The sequence below is a fragment of the Furfurilactobacillus curtus genome, assembly GCF_054657915.1.
Window position 1 is genome coordinate 975,271 of the sequence record NZ_BAAHXU010000001.1, and the last position, 15,760, is coordinate 991,030.

Sequence of the window (15,760 nt, forward strand, 5' to 3'; positions counted from 1 at the left end):
GAGATTATTTTCCCAAATGTTGTTGATGAAAAAGTTGTTGAATTTGATCAGTGGCCAAATTTTGTTCTGGTTTAACCGTATACTGACGAACCGCATGTCGCGCTTCTAATGAACCAAAACGTTTTGTCATAAACGCATTTAATTCAACCTTGCGACGTTGCTGGTTTAATGGATCAAACGTTGGCCACTGCTCCACCAATTGTTGCCGTTTGCGATTTTGAATGAGTGTCATGGAAACCGTAAAAATGCCGACCAACACAAAGATAAACCCTAGCACAACCGCATAATAAAGCATTTCTCGCTGAGCTAATTGTAAATGCCACCATGGCCACCAAGTGGGCTGATAAAAGCTAATAGCGCTGATGACCATTAACACTAATGGGGATAACACAATCAACCAGCCCAGCACTGCAACCAAAGTTTGGCAAATCTTTAATCCCCAATGTCCACGCTCAAAATAAGCGTCTGTGTAAAGTTGTTGTCGCTGATTTTCTTTCACTGATTTGTTCCTTTCATAGGTTGTTGAATATCACGGGGACGGTCAAATAGGTATCCTTGACGTAATTTAATTTTAAGCTGTGTGGCTAATGCTTCATCCTGTTTACTTTCAATGCCGGTTAAAACCAACTCGATGTGGTGCTCTTGTGTCAGTCGATTCCAAAATTGTAAGTTTAGATCCAACCAAATTTCAGGAGTTGATTTTCGAAATTGAGCCATTGGACATTTAATCATATCGACCACTGGTAATAACCACTTGATCCGCCGAAGTTCGTGTTTATCAGACCCGACGTTATCCACCACAAACTTAGCTTCAGCCGCTCGCGCCGCCGTAATTTTTTGTCGAAAATGACGCCGTTGCAACCAAAATGGTCGTCGATTTGCATGAAATTCAATCGCCAAATGAAATGGTGCAATTTTACTAACCGCCCAGCGTACAAAATAGTCAAATTCTGGACTCATAATTTGTTCGCAAGATAAATTAATCGATAAGTAAAGTTCTGGATCAGTGTCTGGCAAATGGTCAAAGGTCTCAGTCAATAACGTAATGACCCGTTGTAAAGGGACGTGTTCCAGATCTTGTGGTAACACCCACTCATTGGCTTGGTTTTGTTGTCGTAATAAACATTCATATCCAGTCACCCGATGCTGATAATCTACCTGTTGTTGGATAAAATACCGCAGCTTTTTATCGTCATAGTAGCGATTGACGCGTCGACGTGTTCGAAAGAATACGATTCCAACAGTCGTAGCCGAGATTCCTAAGAAAACAATCGCAAGTTCAGTTAATTCAATTACTAAATTCATCAAGACAACCACAACCTCACAAATCAGACTCGCATCATCGAAATATTTTCACATATAAATTATGTTTAACAAATAAATTAATTCTAGCTATAGATAATTATTATATCAGTGGTTTTCCTAAATAGCATCACTTAACGATTACACTTACTTGACAAAAAATATTCCTTTTTAGTTATAAAAAGATCTACTCGCACGTTATCTCTAATCATCGCGAGCAGATCTCACCAAGTCTATTTAATTTATGAGTCCATTAGTCACATTTCCAGTACACTTTGCCCTTTTGACCATACTTGCGCCACTTGATTCAATGAAGCCACCTTTGGCTGTAGATAAAGATGTCCGGCCGCAGCATAATCAAAAATTTCTGGCAGCGTCTTTTGCAGATAATCATGTAAGATTGGAGCTGGAATGCTCCCGATGCCAGACCCAACTAATGTCACATTACGACTGCGCAATAATTGTGAAGGCAACGTAATCGTCGCTCCTGCCATTTGACCGATGCTAACATAACGCACTGGTACACTCAATTGTAATTCACCAAAAGTTGATAAAATCAATTCTGCGGGCCGACCCCACAAATAGTCAACAACCAAGTCAATTGGACTTTGGGCATATATTTGTTTCAAATCAGCTTTAACAAGTTCATCGTCTTGCTGCAAATTAATTGTCGCATCGGCGCCATGCTGCCGGAGCTCAGCCAAAGTCGCTTCATTACGACCAGTGGCAATGACAAAACTAGCGCCACGATACTTGGCCATCTGCACAGCCATCGTACCAGTCGCACCAGTTGCTCCATTAACCAAGACGACATCACCGGATTTGATTTTTCCTTGAATGGTTAAAGCGCCATCGGATCCAGATAACGTATTAGGGATCGATGCCGCGACCGCTATGTCCAAGCCATCTGGTAGCGGCAACATTGTGCGTTTATCAATTATCGCCTGTTCGGCCATCATACCGGTCACGCCATTTGCGTACACCAATACATCATCATTCAACTGGGCAACGCCATCCATCCCCATCACTGCTGGTAGTGGATCAAAATTCGTATAGTGTTTACCTGCGGCTTTGATGATATCTAATTGCTTAATCGATGCCGCCTTAGGTCGAACCAAAATTTCATTATCGTTTTGTGGTGTTGGAGCTGGAAAATCTTGATATTGGGGTACTTGTCCATAAGCATTTAAAACAGCTGCTTTCATAATTAACCTCTTTTTAAAAGTAATTGTATCGTCATCGTAAACGTCCCGCAAAATGAATTCAACGTATACGCCCCAATCAAGTGGTCAAAATTTAAAAGCCGTAATCTTCGTCGAACCATCGAAAAGAGCGTATACTGTCTGTCAAAATCAGTTTATTTAAATCAAACGAGGTAATTAATGATGATGTCGCACGCGTGGATGTTTCCAATGATGAATGGTGGTTTTGGCTGGTGGAATTTTATGATGATTCCGTTCTTTCTCTTTATGTTTATCTTCGCACTCATGTGGCTTGGTCACATGTTCTTTGGTTGGAATCCGCGGCACCATCACGGCGATGCTCACCATTATGGCAACTATAAATCAGCGCTTGAAATCTTGGATGAAGAATACGCCAAGGGTAATGTCAGCGACGAAGATTATAAAACACGGAAAGCTAATTTACTCGATCATTAAACTGCAGATGGTGACAGTTGATCTGGATGAATTAGTAAATGAAGCAGAACCTAAAAGAAACCCACCTTCCAGCAAGGAAATGGGTTTCTTTTGATTGGAAAATCAATAAAGGGTTTTATCTATCGCCTAGCGAGGCTTAAGGGCTTCTTCGCTAGCCGACTTTACGATGACAAACCTGTTTATCCATAATTAGTATGCAATTAATCGACAACGATTAAAGATTTGATTGCTTCTCGATTGGTCATTGCCTGATAACCTGCATCAATCTCATCTAATCCAAACCGCTTTGTAAACACTCTACCCGGATGGATCTGCCCATCTAAAACGGCCTTTAAGAGAACTGACTTATCATACGTGGTCACGGATGCCGGGCCCCCAGCGATAATTCGGTTATTATAGAAAGAACTAGACATATCCATTTTAGGTTCATGAGGCAGGCCAACACGTCCGACAATGCCTCCGGGGCGGCAAACTTGCATCGCTGTTTCATTAGACAATTCAGTACCAACACACTCCAAGACTGCGTCAGCACCGGCCCCATTCGTTAACGCCAGTACTTCGCTAACAGCCTCATCACCCCGACTAGCAACAATGTCGGTTGCGCCAAATTCAGTGGCTAATTGTTGTCGATCTTCGTGGCGGCTTAACGCAATAATTCGTTTGGCCCCACGCATCTGGGCAGCAATAACACCACATAAGCCAACCGCGCCGTCACCTACAACGACAACTGTGTCGCCGGCTTGGACATTGGCCACCCGGGCGGCGTGATAGCCAGTCGCCATCACGTCTGCTAACGTCAATAATGAATCAAGCATCGCTTCACTGTAATCTACGGGTTGACCAGGAACTTTAACCAAGGCCCATTCGCCATGTTCAAACCGAACATACTCAGCTTGCACGCCATGACTAAAATTGTCCGTGTGGCTTTGACAATCACCATCAAAGCCTGCTCGACAGGCCGCACAATGGCCACAACCATGTGTAAATGGGGCGATGACAAAATCACCTGGTTTAACAGTTGTGATCTTATCGCCGACTGCTTCGACGATTCCTAGTGCCTCATGACCGCCATTTTCTGAATGGTGAGGTTTATCTTCCAAACCACGGTAAGCCCATAGATCTGAACCACAGACACAAGTTCTAACCACATGCAAAATAACATCGTCCGGCGCTTGAATTGTTGGCCGGTCAATATTTTCAATCGCAACTTTCCCGGGTTCCATAAACATTGTCGATTTCATTTGAATTTCCTTCGCTTTCTGCGTTAATTTCAACTCACTATGATTATCGGTCTTATGGTTAGGTGATTCAACTCGAGAAACCCATTCAATGGTGTTGCTCTATAAGTATTACTATTTTCATCATTTATCTAAAAAATCGCTTTTTTTAATCATCGTCAACTGGCGTAATGCTTTAACAACGAAGGCACCCAATAGGCTGCCAACAAGAGCCGATGGCGTGAAATATGGGACATAAAACCAGAAACTGGGTAATTTCAAACCATAACCGACCTGCATCACGACAAAAGAAATCATTGCGCCAAATAAGCCGACACCGAGTGTCTCACCAAATGCAGCGGCCAGCGTCGACCGATTAAATATCCGATATGCGAGCCAAGCCAGCAATGGTCCGACTAAAATACTTGTAACGGCAACCGCTGGTCGTCCTTCAAGTAACATGCGAATCAAACCAACAATGATGGCGGCCGCCGTCGCGTAAACTGGCCCGACTAAAATTGCCAAGATAACATCAACCATGTGTTGGAACGGGGCCATATTGGGAAATACGACAATGGTGGATAAAACTAATCCAATCAGACTACTAAAGATGGTGAATAACCCTTTGCGTAATTGAACGCCTCGTTGCATATAACAGTCCTCGCTTGCTTTAGTGACAACAACAATTAATCTAATCTTAGCCACCAAAAAAGCCCTTCCAGACAGAAAGGGCCAGCTTGCCGTTACTTACAGAACTCACGACACGTCAGCCACTTTCCTCCGCTAGTGTTAACTAGATCAGGTTCAAAGGGACCGGGTTTTAACCCATCTCAGCAAATAGCGCCCCTAGTGACAATTTTCGATTAAGTTTAAAGCTATTCTACCATATTGACCTCAATAATGAATCATCAGACCCGGTCGTTTAAATAGCTACCCTTCCAGCTAACAATGACACTTAATTTTTTATCACATTGAAGTAACTAATGCCCGTTTAATTGAACCAAGCGTTAAACTTGGTAGAAATTTTCTGGAGGATTATTTATGCACCAACATCGCGGCTTTATCAGTTTCATGATTATTTTGGCTGCCGGCGCCTTTTTATTTGGTAACCCCCATAGCCCAATTCCGCAAGTGACACGTAATGCGTGGCAACAACGACTCAATCAGCTTTATCAAAATGCCCGTCTAGAAATCACGCAACTCAATGAACCATCGATTCGCTCGACCTCTCAGGCCACCAGCCAGTCAACGACTAAACAAAGTTCCGTCGCAGTTAACCATTCAGCCACCAGTGCAGTTAACGCGACGCCAATCTTACCAATTATGCAAGGCAAGAAAATAAGTTCAACGTATTATTATCACTACGACACCGGCACGCCGAATAATGTTCACACCGTATTTGAGCAAGCCGTTAAACTTTACAATGCAACCGGTGTCGTTAAGCTTCGTCCCGGTAAAGGAACTAACTTGCAGAATCAACTGGCCTTCGGCACCTACCACAAGCAAATGACCGCGGCACAACTCGGCTCGATCGAGCTCGGCGAAGGCGGCCCACAACTCATTGAACAAGTTGGTCCAGGCGCTTCTGATGTGGTGATCAATCATGGGTCCGCCCAACTCAATATCACCTATGACCAATCAGTTAGTTTATCCGTGTCGGTTCATGAACTAGGCCACGCTTTAGGTCTAGATCACAGTCCTGATCAAAACTCAGTCATGTATCCCATTGATCAAGGTAAAACAGCCTTGAGTGATGGCGACATTAACGCCTTAAAACAAATTTATCAACAATAGCCATCTCGGCAAGCGGTCGCTGAGGATTAAATAATTGGGTAACTGACAAGTGTGATTTATTATCTTTTCTTTGATTAATACCCTGGCTGCTTCACCCGTTTTTATGCTTAGAAGGCCCTGCTTAAGCTTCTCACTAGTTTTATTGCGCAATTTTGACAAGGTTAGTGAAAAGTTTTATACTCATTTAGTCAGCCGGCTAACTAAATTACGAGGAGGTTTGCATGGATCACATTGATTTCAAGGATCGGCCAACGAGTCATCGGGTCACAGAGATGAACGCTGAGTATGGAAACCTAGATGCGGAGACGGTCGTTTTATTTCTTCGCTTTCAAGAAGTCGCTCGACGCCTACAAAGCGCTTACGATGACGTCTTGGCTCAATTTGATTTATCGGAGTCTAAATTCATCATTCTGATGTTCTTGAAACGAGCAGGTACTGAAGGCTTGAGTGTTTCAACCATCGCTGAAAAATTGGGTGTTACTAAGGCAACGACCAGCAAGCTTGTTCATGCTCTCGTTAAACAAGGTTTCGTGACTCAAACACCATCTCAAGCTGACAAACGTGCTACTGTGGTAAAAAGTACTTCACTTGGTCAACAAAAACTGGCGGCCTTTTTACCACACAATTTTAGTACGGTTAATACGATGATGACCGGTCTTAATCCAGCTGATCGCACCACGCTCACCCAGTTACTGGGGACTCTTGATCAAGGTATTCAATCATTAACTCACTCACAGGAGATGTCATAATTATGGAAAATGAAAAAATCGATTTTTTAAAAACTTACCTCAGCCTCTACATTGGTCATCAAGAAATCGTCGAGCACTTAGACGATCCTGATTCTCCCTACGTTGTTCTCGACATTCGTAATGCACCGGCTGCCATCAAAAAGGATCAAATCAAGGGTGCGCGGGCCATTGCCGCCAAAGATTTGACTGCCCAACTAGCTACGCTGCCTAAAGATAAGACTTACGTCGTTTATGACTGGACAGCCGGCACAACATTGGGTAAAACTGCCTTGCTAATTTTGCTCTCTAATGGCTATCAAGCTTTTGAATTAGCCAGCGCCTTAGAAGGCTGGAAAGGCATGCACTTACCAATTGAACCGGTGGCAGCTGACTAATTTATTAATTATCCTGCAACTATATTAAAATCGACCTTAAAGAGACGCCAAGTCTGGCATCCTTTAAGGTCGATTTTGCTTTTAGGCCATCGCGTTCACACTAGTCTAAGGAAACTTGGTTCGGAAAATGAGCTAAACGAGCAGTGGCGCCCAATTCTTCTTCAATCCGTAAAAATTGATTGTACTTTTCTACCCGCTCACTGCGAGCTGGCGCACCACTCTTAATCTGACCTGAATTAGTCGCCACAGCCAAGTCAGCGATATATGGATCACCGGTTTCCCCCGATCGATGTGACATCATCGTCGTGTAATTATTCTTACGGGCTAATCTAATGGCCTCTAATGTCTCAGTGACCGTACCAATTTGATTGGGCTTAATGAGCAACGAATTGGCCATCCCCATTTCAATGGCCTTACGAATCAACACCGGGTTAGTACAGATATTATCGTCAGTGACAATCTGCACACGTTGCCCATTAGCTTGGGTAAATTTAGTAAAGTTCTCCCAATCGTTTTCACCAAATGGATCTTCAATAGACACAATCTCTGGAAAGTCATCTAACAATCCTTCATAGTAAGCGGCCATTTGATCAGCTGAACGGCTCTGACCTTCAAATTGATACTGCCCATCTGGTTGAGCAAAGCTGCTAGCCGCCGCATCAAAAGCAATCCCAATATCAATGCCGGGTTGATACCCGGCAGCCACAATGGCTTCATGCAATAATTTCAACGCTGCTTCACTGTTATCTAAATCTGGCGCAAAACCACCCTCATCGCCCAAACTCGTGGAATAACCAGCCGCTTCAATGAGTTTGGCTAACTGATGGTAAGTCGTCACAATCTTCTCAAGACCATCGCGAAAACTTGTCCGTTTAATCGGTGTCAGCATAAATTCCTGAAGATCAATGCCATTATCGGCGTGTTCGCCACCATTAATCACGTTATGGAAGGTTTGCGGCAATTCTAAATCCACCCCACCAAGATAGCGATACAACGGCTCTTGATTCGCGCTGGCTGCTGCCCGTGTTGTCGCCATTGAGACCGCTAAAATTGCGTTTGCACCCAGACGCGCTTTATTTGGCGTTCCATCTAAATCAATCATAACTTGATCAATTTGGCTCTGATCAAACGGTGACCGTCCGTGTAAGGCTTCATTAATTTCAGTATTAACATTGTTGACCGCCTTGCTAACTCCTTTACCGCCTAGCCGTTGACCACCATCACGTAATTCAACCGCCTCATTTTCACCGGTAGATTTACCTGAAGGAACCTCGGCGCGACCGCAAGTCCCATCACTCAGGACAACATCTGCCTCAACGGTTGGGTTCCCGCGTGAATCAAAAATTTCTCGTGCCTTAACAACCTCAATCACTTGTTTCATGACTAAATTTCCTTTCTACTTTGCCTTTGCTAACAACAATTATTTAATCGCAACCTAGGTAGCGCCACGATTCATGATCTTTTGCTGATAAAAATGCTGTTTAATCACATCTAAGCCAGTGCCAACCAATACAACTAGCAGAATCATCAAGCCAATCACCGACCAGCTCACCGCGCCACTTTGCCAGCCGCTTGCGGCAATCACACTCGTTAGAATCACATCAAAGCCAATCATGCCTGCCACAGAGCGACTTGGCTGGTTCTGCCACCAAGACTGATTCGTCCGCGTCATTAAAATCGTCATCATTGATGAAAACATCAAGTACATGAATAAGATGGAACTCAACCAGCCGGCCGAAGCATGCCACAACCAGTGATTCAAACCAACGATGCCCAAGCCAACTACTAACCAACCACTCGCCAACATCATTGCTAATTTTGCTACCCGTGGCAACGTCCATCGCGGAGTGGTCGACAACGCTACTGTTTGGTCGGTTCCTAATACTAATGTCACTAAATCGTTCAAGACGACGATTACCACAATCAGACTTAATGAGATTGGAAAGGTACCCGTCAATAAGAATCCTAGGGTCAATAAAGCCGTTAAAACAGCCGTCCGCGATAATTTTGTAATGGTCCACGTCATCATCCGTTGATATACTCGCCGGCCGCTATTGACCACGGTTAGTACGTCATCTAATCCAGCATGAGCAAGGACGACACGGGCCGCCAGTTTAGCAATATCGCGCGCATTTGCGACTGCCATCCCCACGTCGGCTTGTCGCAATGCGGCAGCGTCATTTACGCCATCGCCAATCATGCCGACAACGTGACCAGCTTGTTGAAATTGTTTGACCAGCCGCTGCTTATCATCAGGATAGACATTGGCGATCCCAACCAAATGATCTAATCCATCATCGGAAAATCCACCTGCGACATATTTTCCAGATAGTCCCAGTTCATGACCAATCGCTTGAGCGGTTAAGCGGTCGTCGCCCGTGAGCATTACGACCCGAATACCAGCGGATCGTAAGGCCCGAAGTTGCTCAGCCGTATCGGATCGGATTGTATCGGAGAAACCAAGCCATCCGGCTAACTGTGGCTGTCCGTCATTTTCGATGCTTAGCGCGAGTACCCGCTGACCTTGCTTAGCCAGGCGAGCCATAGTCTCATCGGTGAATTTAGGATTTACTGTCTTAAGAATCGCTTGCGGCGCACCTAGCGTGACAGTCTCCGTTATTTCTGCGTCGGAAATAATAGCTTGGGCTACTTTTGTCGTCGCGTTAAACGGCAGCTGTTTTTGAATCTCAAAAGGCAATTTGACTGCTTTGGTTGCCTGCTTCAATGCCAGACTAATCGCATCTTTGGCTTGTGGATTGGTGGCTGCTTTGGCCCATTGGATGAGTTGTGCTTCTTTGACGTCTCCCACAGGGACGACACTGACTAACTGTTGCTGATTCTTCGTCAGTGTGCCGGTCTTATCCACTAGTAAGACATCCATCGTCCCAGCTTCTTGAATACCACTTAAGCCCGTGACCAAAATATGTTTCTTAGCTAAGACTTGCGCTTCAACCGCGTTAGCAACCGTAAAACTTGATGGCATCGAAACGGGAATGGTCGCAATAATCAGGATTACGAGTAACGGCAAAATTTCCTGCCAGTTCATGTGATAAATCACTGCCCCGATAACGAGCAGAACTGTTAAACCAGCGTCTAAATATGCCAGATACCGAACAACCGTAAACAATAATCGCTCTAATCGTCCCGGGGCCGCAGCCGTCTGGGTCAAGGTTACCGTTCGCCCGTAACTACTAGCCGCGCCTACCGCCGACACTTGGGCAATGATATCACCAGTGACGATTAAGCTAGCAGCTGTGAGTGTCTCACCGACACGACGACTTTCAGCAACCGTCTCACCGGTCACTGCCGATTGATCCACTTGTGCTTGGCCGGCTACGATTCGTAAATCAGCCGGCACCAGATCACCAGCCGTCAGATGAATTAAATCCCCAACAACTAATTCATCCGATGTACGCGACTGCCAATGTTGGTCAATCAACACTCGACTAGTCGTCACCAGATCCGTTTGGACAATCTTTAACGCGCGTTGTGCCCTTCGTTCTTGAATTGCCCCATCAATCGCGGAGAACAATAATAGCCCAATCACAACCAGCGCTTGAATCCATTTTCCTAAGCCAATTTCAAAAATAATGGCGAATTCCAATAACCATGGAATTGGGCCCCATAATCGCGTTAATAAGCTTTGACGCCAAGAAAATCCCTGTGTCACCATCCGGTTATCACCACTAGCATTCCGTTCGGCTAAACGTTCTTGATCACTCAGGCCTTGACCAACATAGCTTTGTTCAAGTGATTGAAAATTATTTTGCTGATTAATCTGTATCCGTTCGACCATTTTCACCACTTCCTATCTACGAAATCAGAGCGCAGTCAGCTGGGTGTTACCGAGCACTAGTGGAGCCTGAGTTGTTGGCGCTCTTTGCCAATTGATCGGGCTGAGCTAGGCACAGGTAACAAGCTGGTGTAGCTCGACAAACAAATCAAAGCGAAACCAGCTGGGTGTTACCGAGCACTAGTGGAGCCTGAGCTGTTGGCGCTCTTTGCCAATTGATCAGGCTGAGCTAGGCACAGGTAACAAGCTGGTGTAGCTCGACAAAAAGAAAAGACGCCTACCACACAATTACATGTGGTAGGCGTCATCAGCTTGATTGCTTTTTTGGCGAACGTCATCGCCTGTTTACTTTTTTACGAGTTCAGCGTACAGCGCTAAGCGTCTGATTGCAATAAGTAAATTAAACTTATTTTCTAGTAAGCGTTTTCTTTATCAAGCCACTCTTCGCGTAGGAGCCCGTACTTCACCGAATCCCAATACTGGTCCTGCCAATATCTCACTTTTCGAATCGTTGCTTCTCGCGTAAATCCAACCTTTTCCGCTAAGGCAATCATCCGCTTGTTACCTGACCAAGTGGTTAAGCCAAGGTGAGGTAAATCCGTTAACTGCCAGAGTTGGTTAACCCACAGATGAAGGGCTTGTGCACCGACTCCTTGATGCCAAATACTTTGATCATAGATGACGATGCCAATATCTAACCACCGCTTCAAGGGGTCATCTTCATAGTAGGCTGACACCAGCCCCACCATTTGTTGACCGACCCAAATCACTTGACGAAAAGGTTGATTGATATATGACTCAGAAGCGATTTGTTCGACGAATTCCGCTTGACTCGGCAATTGGTCATGAAAATACGGGCCATTCCATTTTGTCCATTCCGACGTCGGATCAGCAAACGCTAACTGCCAAAAGTCGGCGACTTGTTCAGGTTGTAAAGTATCTAACCGAATCTTGTGCATGGGTTCATCTTCCCCTTTAGTAATTTGCCATCAGTATCGCCATAACCTCCCTACTTCGTTAACGCATCGGTTGCAAATGGATTAGCTAAACCATGTTGCTCTTTCTCACTAATCGCAAAAGTAACTTGCTGATTAATTAACTGTTTGGCATCTGGCGCTTCATAGCGCACTAACTTCTGGTCAATCTCCACTAACCCAGCGGTCAATTGTGCCTGCTTATCCATGACTGCTTGTCGATGGGCGGCCAATAATTGTCGCCGGGCTGGGATACTACTGGCACCAGCCATACACAACAAAATATATTGACGAATGTCTCGTAACACCATTCCCGTTTGCTTTAAACAGGTAATCGTCCGCATGAAGCCTAAATCAGCGACGGTAAATTCCCGGTGACCCGCTTTATTTTTGGTCACAAAGGGTAATAATCCTTGCTGATCATAATAACGAATGGTTGAAATACTAAGTTGTAATTGTTCTGCGACTTGATGAATTGAATAAGTTTCCATGTTATCGACCTTCTTGCTTAAAAGCATTGACCTAGACTATGGTTGAGGTTGTAGGCTAACCTTAACGCATAAACGTTTTGATTAAAACTAGGAGATGTTCTTATGAAAACAGTTTTTATTACCGGTGGTGATAAAGGGATTAGCTTTGCTCTAGCACAAGCACTCGGCCAACAGGGCTGGCAAGTCATCATTAGTTCTCGCACCACCGCTCACGGTCAAAATGCCATCCGCGCATTAACTAGTGCCGGAATTGAGAACCCAACCGCAATCACTTTAGACCTAAACGAACCGACTAGCATTACGGCAGCGATTGAGACCTTGACCAAGCATGCCCCCAATTTGACGTTGCTGATCAACAACGCTGGCATTCCCGGCAGTCAAGCAGATAGTCTAACCGAATCTATGGATGATTTACGCACAACGATGCAAGTCAATTTTTTTGGCACTACTCAGTTAACCCAAGGGCTATTGCCACAGTTAGCTAAAAGTAACGGTCGCATCATCAATGTCACGATTCCAACAGCGCCAAATCCACACTGGAATCCGCTGGCCTACAAAGCTTCTAAGGCGGCCCAAAATGTCATGATGCAGACATTGGCATTAGATCTGAACAAGCAGCATTTGCCCGTTGAAATTTTTAGCATTCACCCTGGACCAACCACGACTGACTTAAACGGAAATACTAAATTACCAGGTTTCCATTCATCGGCAAATGTTGCCAACCAAATGAGTAAGATTATCAATGATGGTCAATCACATCAGGGACAATTCATTGAAATTTATCCCGAGCTAACCGGCGTATCTTCCGTGGCTAAAGGCTTTTTCGCCGGACTTTTCAAACGTTAAACCAACGCGTCAAATTTAACTTAGTTCACCCGTTACTAGCGTGAACTGAGTTTTTTAGTGTTGCGTCATTAATTAGGCTGGTGGTTCTTGGCAGCCCATCTACTTCACATTGCTATGTACCGGTACTAATTAATGCTGAGTACCAAAGCTAAGGAACATCAATTCATGTCAGAAATGCTGAAAGGTCTTCTCGAAGGCATTATTCTTCAAAAAATTGCCTGGAGTGAAACGTATGGCTATGAAATCACCCATTTTCTAAGTAAATTAGGCTTTACCGACATTTCCGAAGGGACCCTATACCGTGCTACTACGACTCGAAAAAAACAACTTTTACAAGTCAACAAACGCCTCAGATAAGGGCCCCCGTCCGGAAATTCTACCAACTTACCCCCGCTGGCACAGATTATTTAAATCAATATTGGCAACGTTGGGAATTTTTGGAGCAAACAATTAATCAACTGAAAAAGGATCGTTAATGATGTTTAAACAATGGTCAGCAAATCGTGTCAGCAAGTCGTGAAGCTAAGCAACATTACAAAACTTATCGCCGCCAAATTGAACAATTACCAACCCCGTACTGAGAAGCGATGTTGGTCTTACAGGATTACTTAATTCAGTTCGGGGGCACCAATGCCTTCATGCAATTACTGGATGAATTACTCCAATTGTTTCAAGAGGCCGCTAGTGATCACCAGCCCTTAAGCCAGATCGTCGGTAATGGCCCAGTTGCTTTTGCTGAAGATCTGTTATGCGAGTATCAAAGTGAGACTTGGATGCGGGAAGCTCAAGCAAAGCTCCAAAATCGTTTCCAACAATTGGAGGCCTAATCATGACAGTAGCGATCAAAATTGATCACTTGCAAAAAAGCTTTGGCCGAAAACACATCTTGCAAGATGTGTCCCTAAAGATTAATTCTGGTGAAATTTTTACCCTATTAGGTGAAAATGGCGCCGGCAAAACGACGCTCATTGAGATTCTCACCACCCTAATTCCTAGCGATGCTGGTCGAATCTTTTATGGCGATCTTTCGCTGACTGGTCATGGCGCCAAAATTCGCCAACAGATCAGTGTAAATGCTCAAGCAACAACTGTCGATGCCAATCTAACTGGCCGTCAAAATCTAACCTTCAGCGCAAAATTACGTGACGTTCCAGATGTCAAGCAAACACTCAATGACCTAATCGCTCGTTTTGACCTCGCCAGCTTTGTTGATCAAAAGGTAGCCACTTATTCTGGTAGCATGCGACGCCGCTTAGACATTGCCATGAGCTTAATTGGTGATGCTTCAATTACCTTTTTAGATAAACCTACGACCAGTGTTGATCCCAAGATTCGTTTAGAAATATGGCAAATGATCCGAGAGATTAAGCAAACAGGACGAACCATTTTCTTGACCACTCAATACTTAGACGAGGCCGATGCGCTGGCTGATCACATTGCCTTTCTACACCACGACAAAATCGTGCTTGATGGCACCCCGGACCAACTCAAACACCAGCAACAAGCCCAGTACCAATTAACCGTGACTCCAGCAGTGGTCAGCCAACTTCACGCGCAATTTAACGCTCAAGGCCTGCCACTACAATTTACCGATAACACCGTCATCTTTGCTACTGATCAGCTCGCTCAGATACTACAAGCGATCACCACTGTTCAACAACCAATTGAATCATTGCAGCGAGTTGAACATAATCTGGAAGAGTTGTTTTTAACCATTACCCAGCATGATCGGCATGAAATCGCTTAAGCAATTGGTTACTTTGACCCAACGCGTATCACGACTGAATTTAACCGATGCCGATACGCTAATTACTGTCTTCGTCATGCCGATCATGCTCTTGCTATTTTTCGTTTACGTCTTCGGCGGCAATATTGATACGGGAAGCGGTCACAATACTCAACTGTATCTCAACTACGCAGTTCCCGGCTTCATGCTATTCACGATGGTTAGTGCATCGGCCTACACCGGCATGCGAATCAATAATGATAAAGTCAGCGGAATGCTTGATCGTTTGAATACGCTGCCAATCAAACGTTGGGCCATTTTAAATGCCCATGTGGTGGCGTCAGTAATTTTCATGTTGCTTTCCGAAATAACGTTATTGGTGACGGCATTACTCATCGGTTATCGACCGACCATCACTTTGACAACCACTGTTCTGGCCTTCGCGTTAATGGTGAGCTTTGGTGTGGCGATTACCATCATCGCCCTACCATTTTCATTAAGGGCTAATGGGACGGCGGGGGCCACCGGGTTTTCCTACCTCCTGATTATGTTAGTTATGACTAGTTCAGCGTTGATGCCAACAACGGGAATGGCCAAGCCAGTGCGACTGTTTGCTCAACGCCAACCATTTACACCGATTGCCAATGCAAGTCGTCAACTCTTAAATGGCGTGATTAATCAACAGACGCTGGCAACTTCAACAATTTGGTTGATCCTTTTGATCGTCGGCTTGGGCTTACTTGCCAAGTATCGATATCGGCAACTGTATTTAAAGGCATAAAGTTGAAAACTAGTTCTGGACCCTTGTGGTAATCGCACACATTGGAGCCTTTTTG

At 44.6% G+C, this 15,760-nt stretch carries 17 protein-coding genes, 1 pseudogene and 2 riboswitches; of the genes and pseudogenes, 9 read left to right on the plus strand and 9 right to left on the minus strand.

What is annotated here, in order from left to right; all coding sequences use genetic code 11:
- Positions 1–4 precede the first annotated feature (4 nt).
- From ACYQ0Y_RS04880 to ACYQ0Y_RS04890, 3 genes are all read right to left on the minus strand, one after another.
- Positions 5–499: a hypothetical protein gene (locus ACYQ0Y_RS04880; protein ID WP_407884664.1), complete on the minus strand. Its 495-nt coding sequence runs from the start codon at positions 497–499 to the stop codon at positions 5–7.
- Positions 496–1,305: an EAL domain-containing protein gene (locus ACYQ0Y_RS04885; RefSeq protein ID WP_407884662.1), complete on the minus strand. Its 810-nt coding sequence runs from the start codon at positions 1,303–1,305 to the stop codon at positions 496–498. The genes ACYQ0Y_RS04880 and ACYQ0Y_RS04885 overlap by 4 nt, the downstream gene beginning before the upstream one ends.
- A 254-nt stretch (positions 1,306–1,559) precedes the next feature.
- Positions 1,560–2,507 (minus strand): quinone oxidoreductase family protein, encoded by a 948-nt coding sequence (locus tag ACYQ0Y_RS04890; RefSeq protein ID WP_407884660.1) that lies wholly within the window; start codon positions 2,505–2,507, stop codon positions 1,560–1,562.
- Positions 2,508–2,684: 177 nt separating this feature from the next.
- On the opposite strand from ACYQ0Y_RS04890, the gene ACYQ0Y_RS04895 reads away from it, so the two are divergent.
- Positions 2,685–2,960 carry an SHOCT domain-containing protein gene (locus ACYQ0Y_RS04895; protein WP_407884659.1) on the plus strand — a complete coding sequence of 92 codons (276 nt, stop codon included), beginning with the start codon at positions 2,685–2,687 and terminating at the stop codon, positions 2,958–2,960.
- A gap of 200 nt (positions 2,961–3,160) precedes the next feature.
- On the opposite strand, the gene ACYQ0Y_RS04900 is transcribed toward ACYQ0Y_RS04895, so the two are convergent.
- Together ACYQ0Y_RS04900 and thiW are read right to left on the minus strand one after the other, a co-directional pair.
- A complete protein-coding gene (locus tag ACYQ0Y_RS04900) occupies positions 3,161–4,201 on the minus strand; it encodes a zinc-binding dehydrogenase (protein WP_407884657.1) in 1,041 nt (346 codons plus the stop codon).
- A 120-nt stretch (positions 4,202–4,321) separates the two neighbouring features.
- Positions 4,322–4,882, minus strand: a complete 561-nt coding sequence (gene thiW / locus ACYQ0Y_RS04905) for an energy coupling factor transporter S component ThiW (RefSeq protein WP_407884655.1) — start codon at positions 4,880–4,882, stop codon at positions 4,322–4,324.
- A 53-nt stretch (positions 4,883–4,935) separates the two neighbouring features.
- Positions 4,936–5,035, minus strand: a riboswitch (TPP riboswitch).
- Between the two features lie 183 nt (positions 5,036–5,218).
- On the opposite strand from thiW, the gene ACYQ0Y_RS04910 reads away from it, so the two are divergent.
- The 3 genes from ACYQ0Y_RS04910 (at position 5,219) to ACYQ0Y_RS04920 (ending at position 7,094) form a co-directional block, all read left to right on the plus strand.
- Positions 5,219–5,971 (plus strand): matrixin family metalloprotease, encoded by a 753-nt coding sequence (locus tag ACYQ0Y_RS04910; RefSeq protein WP_407884653.1) that lies wholly within the window; start codon positions 5,219–5,221, stop codon positions 5,969–5,971.
- Between the two features lie 221 nt (positions 5,972–6,192).
- Positions 6,193–6,720, plus strand: coding sequence for a MarR family winged helix-turn-helix transcriptional regulator (locus ACYQ0Y_RS04915; RefSeq protein WP_407884651.1), 528 nt, complete (start codon positions 6,193–6,195; stop codon positions 6,718–6,720).
- A gap of 2 nt (positions 6,721–6,722) precedes the next feature.
- On the plus strand, positions 6,723–7,094 hold the full coding sequence (locus ACYQ0Y_RS04920) for a rhodanese-like domain-containing protein (RefSeq protein WP_407884649.1): 372 nt from the start codon (positions 6,723–6,725) through the stop codon (positions 7,092–7,094).
- 100 nt (positions 7,095–7,194) lie between these two features.
- On the opposite strand, the gene eno is transcribed toward ACYQ0Y_RS04920, so the two are convergent.
- The 4 genes from eno to ACYQ0Y_RS04940 all read right to left on the minus strand — a co-directional run bounded on the left by eno (position 7,195) and on the right by ACYQ0Y_RS04940 (position 12,352).
- Positions 7,195–8,475 carry a phosphopyruvate hydratase gene (gene eno, locus ACYQ0Y_RS04925; RefSeq protein ID WP_407884647.1) on the minus strand — a complete coding sequence of 427 codons (1,281 nt, stop codon included), beginning with the start codon at positions 8,473–8,475 and terminating at the stop codon, positions 7,195–7,197.
- A 54-nt stretch (positions 8,476–8,529) separates the two neighbouring features.
- Positions 8,530–10,890: an HAD-IC family P-type ATPase gene (locus ACYQ0Y_RS04930; protein WP_407884645.1), complete on the minus strand. Its 2,361-nt coding sequence runs from the start codon at positions 10,888–10,890 to the stop codon at positions 8,530–8,532.
- Between the two features lie 288 nt (positions 10,891–11,178).
- Positions 11,179–11,238, minus strand: a riboswitch (Fluoride riboswitch).
- 62 nt (positions 11,239–11,300) lie between these two features.
- Complete coding sequence (locus tag ACYQ0Y_RS04935; RefSeq protein WP_407884643.1) at positions 11,301–11,846, minus strand: GNAT family N-acetyltransferase; 546 nt, start codon at positions 11,844–11,846, stop codon at positions 11,301–11,303.
- 50 nt (positions 11,847–11,896) lie between these two features.
- A complete protein-coding gene (locus ACYQ0Y_RS04940; protein WP_407884641.1) occupies positions 11,897–12,352 on the minus strand; it encodes a MerR family transcriptional regulator in 456 nt (151 codons plus the stop codon).
- Positions 12,353–12,454: 102 nt separating this feature from the next.
- Between ACYQ0Y_RS04940 and ACYQ0Y_RS04945 the strand changes: the two genes are divergently transcribed.
- The 5 genes and pseudogenes from ACYQ0Y_RS04945 to ACYQ0Y_RS04965 all read left to right on the plus strand — a co-directional run bounded on the left by ACYQ0Y_RS04945 (position 12,455) and on the right by ACYQ0Y_RS04965 (position 15,705).
- The gene (locus ACYQ0Y_RS04945; RefSeq protein WP_407884639.1) at positions 12,455–13,198 is read left to right on the plus strand and encodes an SDR family NAD(P)-dependent oxidoreductase; all 744 of its coding nucleotides are present in this window, start codon (positions 12,455–12,457) and stop codon (positions 13,196–13,198) included.
- A 165-nt stretch (positions 13,199–13,363) separates the two neighbouring features.
- A pseudogene (locus ACYQ0Y_RS04950) lies at positions 13,364–13,674 on the plus strand (PadR family transcriptional regulator).
- Between the two features lie 111 nt (positions 13,675–13,785).
- On the plus strand, positions 13,786–14,025 hold the full coding sequence (locus ACYQ0Y_RS04955) for a DUF1048 domain-containing protein (RefSeq protein ID WP_407884637.1): 240 nt from the start codon (positions 13,786–13,788) through the stop codon (positions 14,023–14,025).
- Positions 14,026–14,027: 2 nt separating this feature from the next.
- The gene (locus tag ACYQ0Y_RS04960; RefSeq protein ID WP_407884635.1) at positions 14,028–14,945 is read left to right on the plus strand and encodes an ABC transporter ATP-binding protein; all 918 of its coding nucleotides are present in this window, start codon (positions 14,028–14,030) and stop codon (positions 14,943–14,945) included.
- Positions 14,932–15,705: an ABC transporter permease gene (locus ACYQ0Y_RS04965; protein ID WP_407884633.1), complete on the plus strand. Its 774-nt coding sequence runs from the start codon at positions 14,932–14,934 to the stop codon at positions 15,703–15,705. The genes ACYQ0Y_RS04960 and ACYQ0Y_RS04965 overlap by 14 nt, the downstream gene beginning before the upstream one ends.
- The last annotated feature ends 55 nt before the right edge of the window (positions 15,706–15,760 follow it).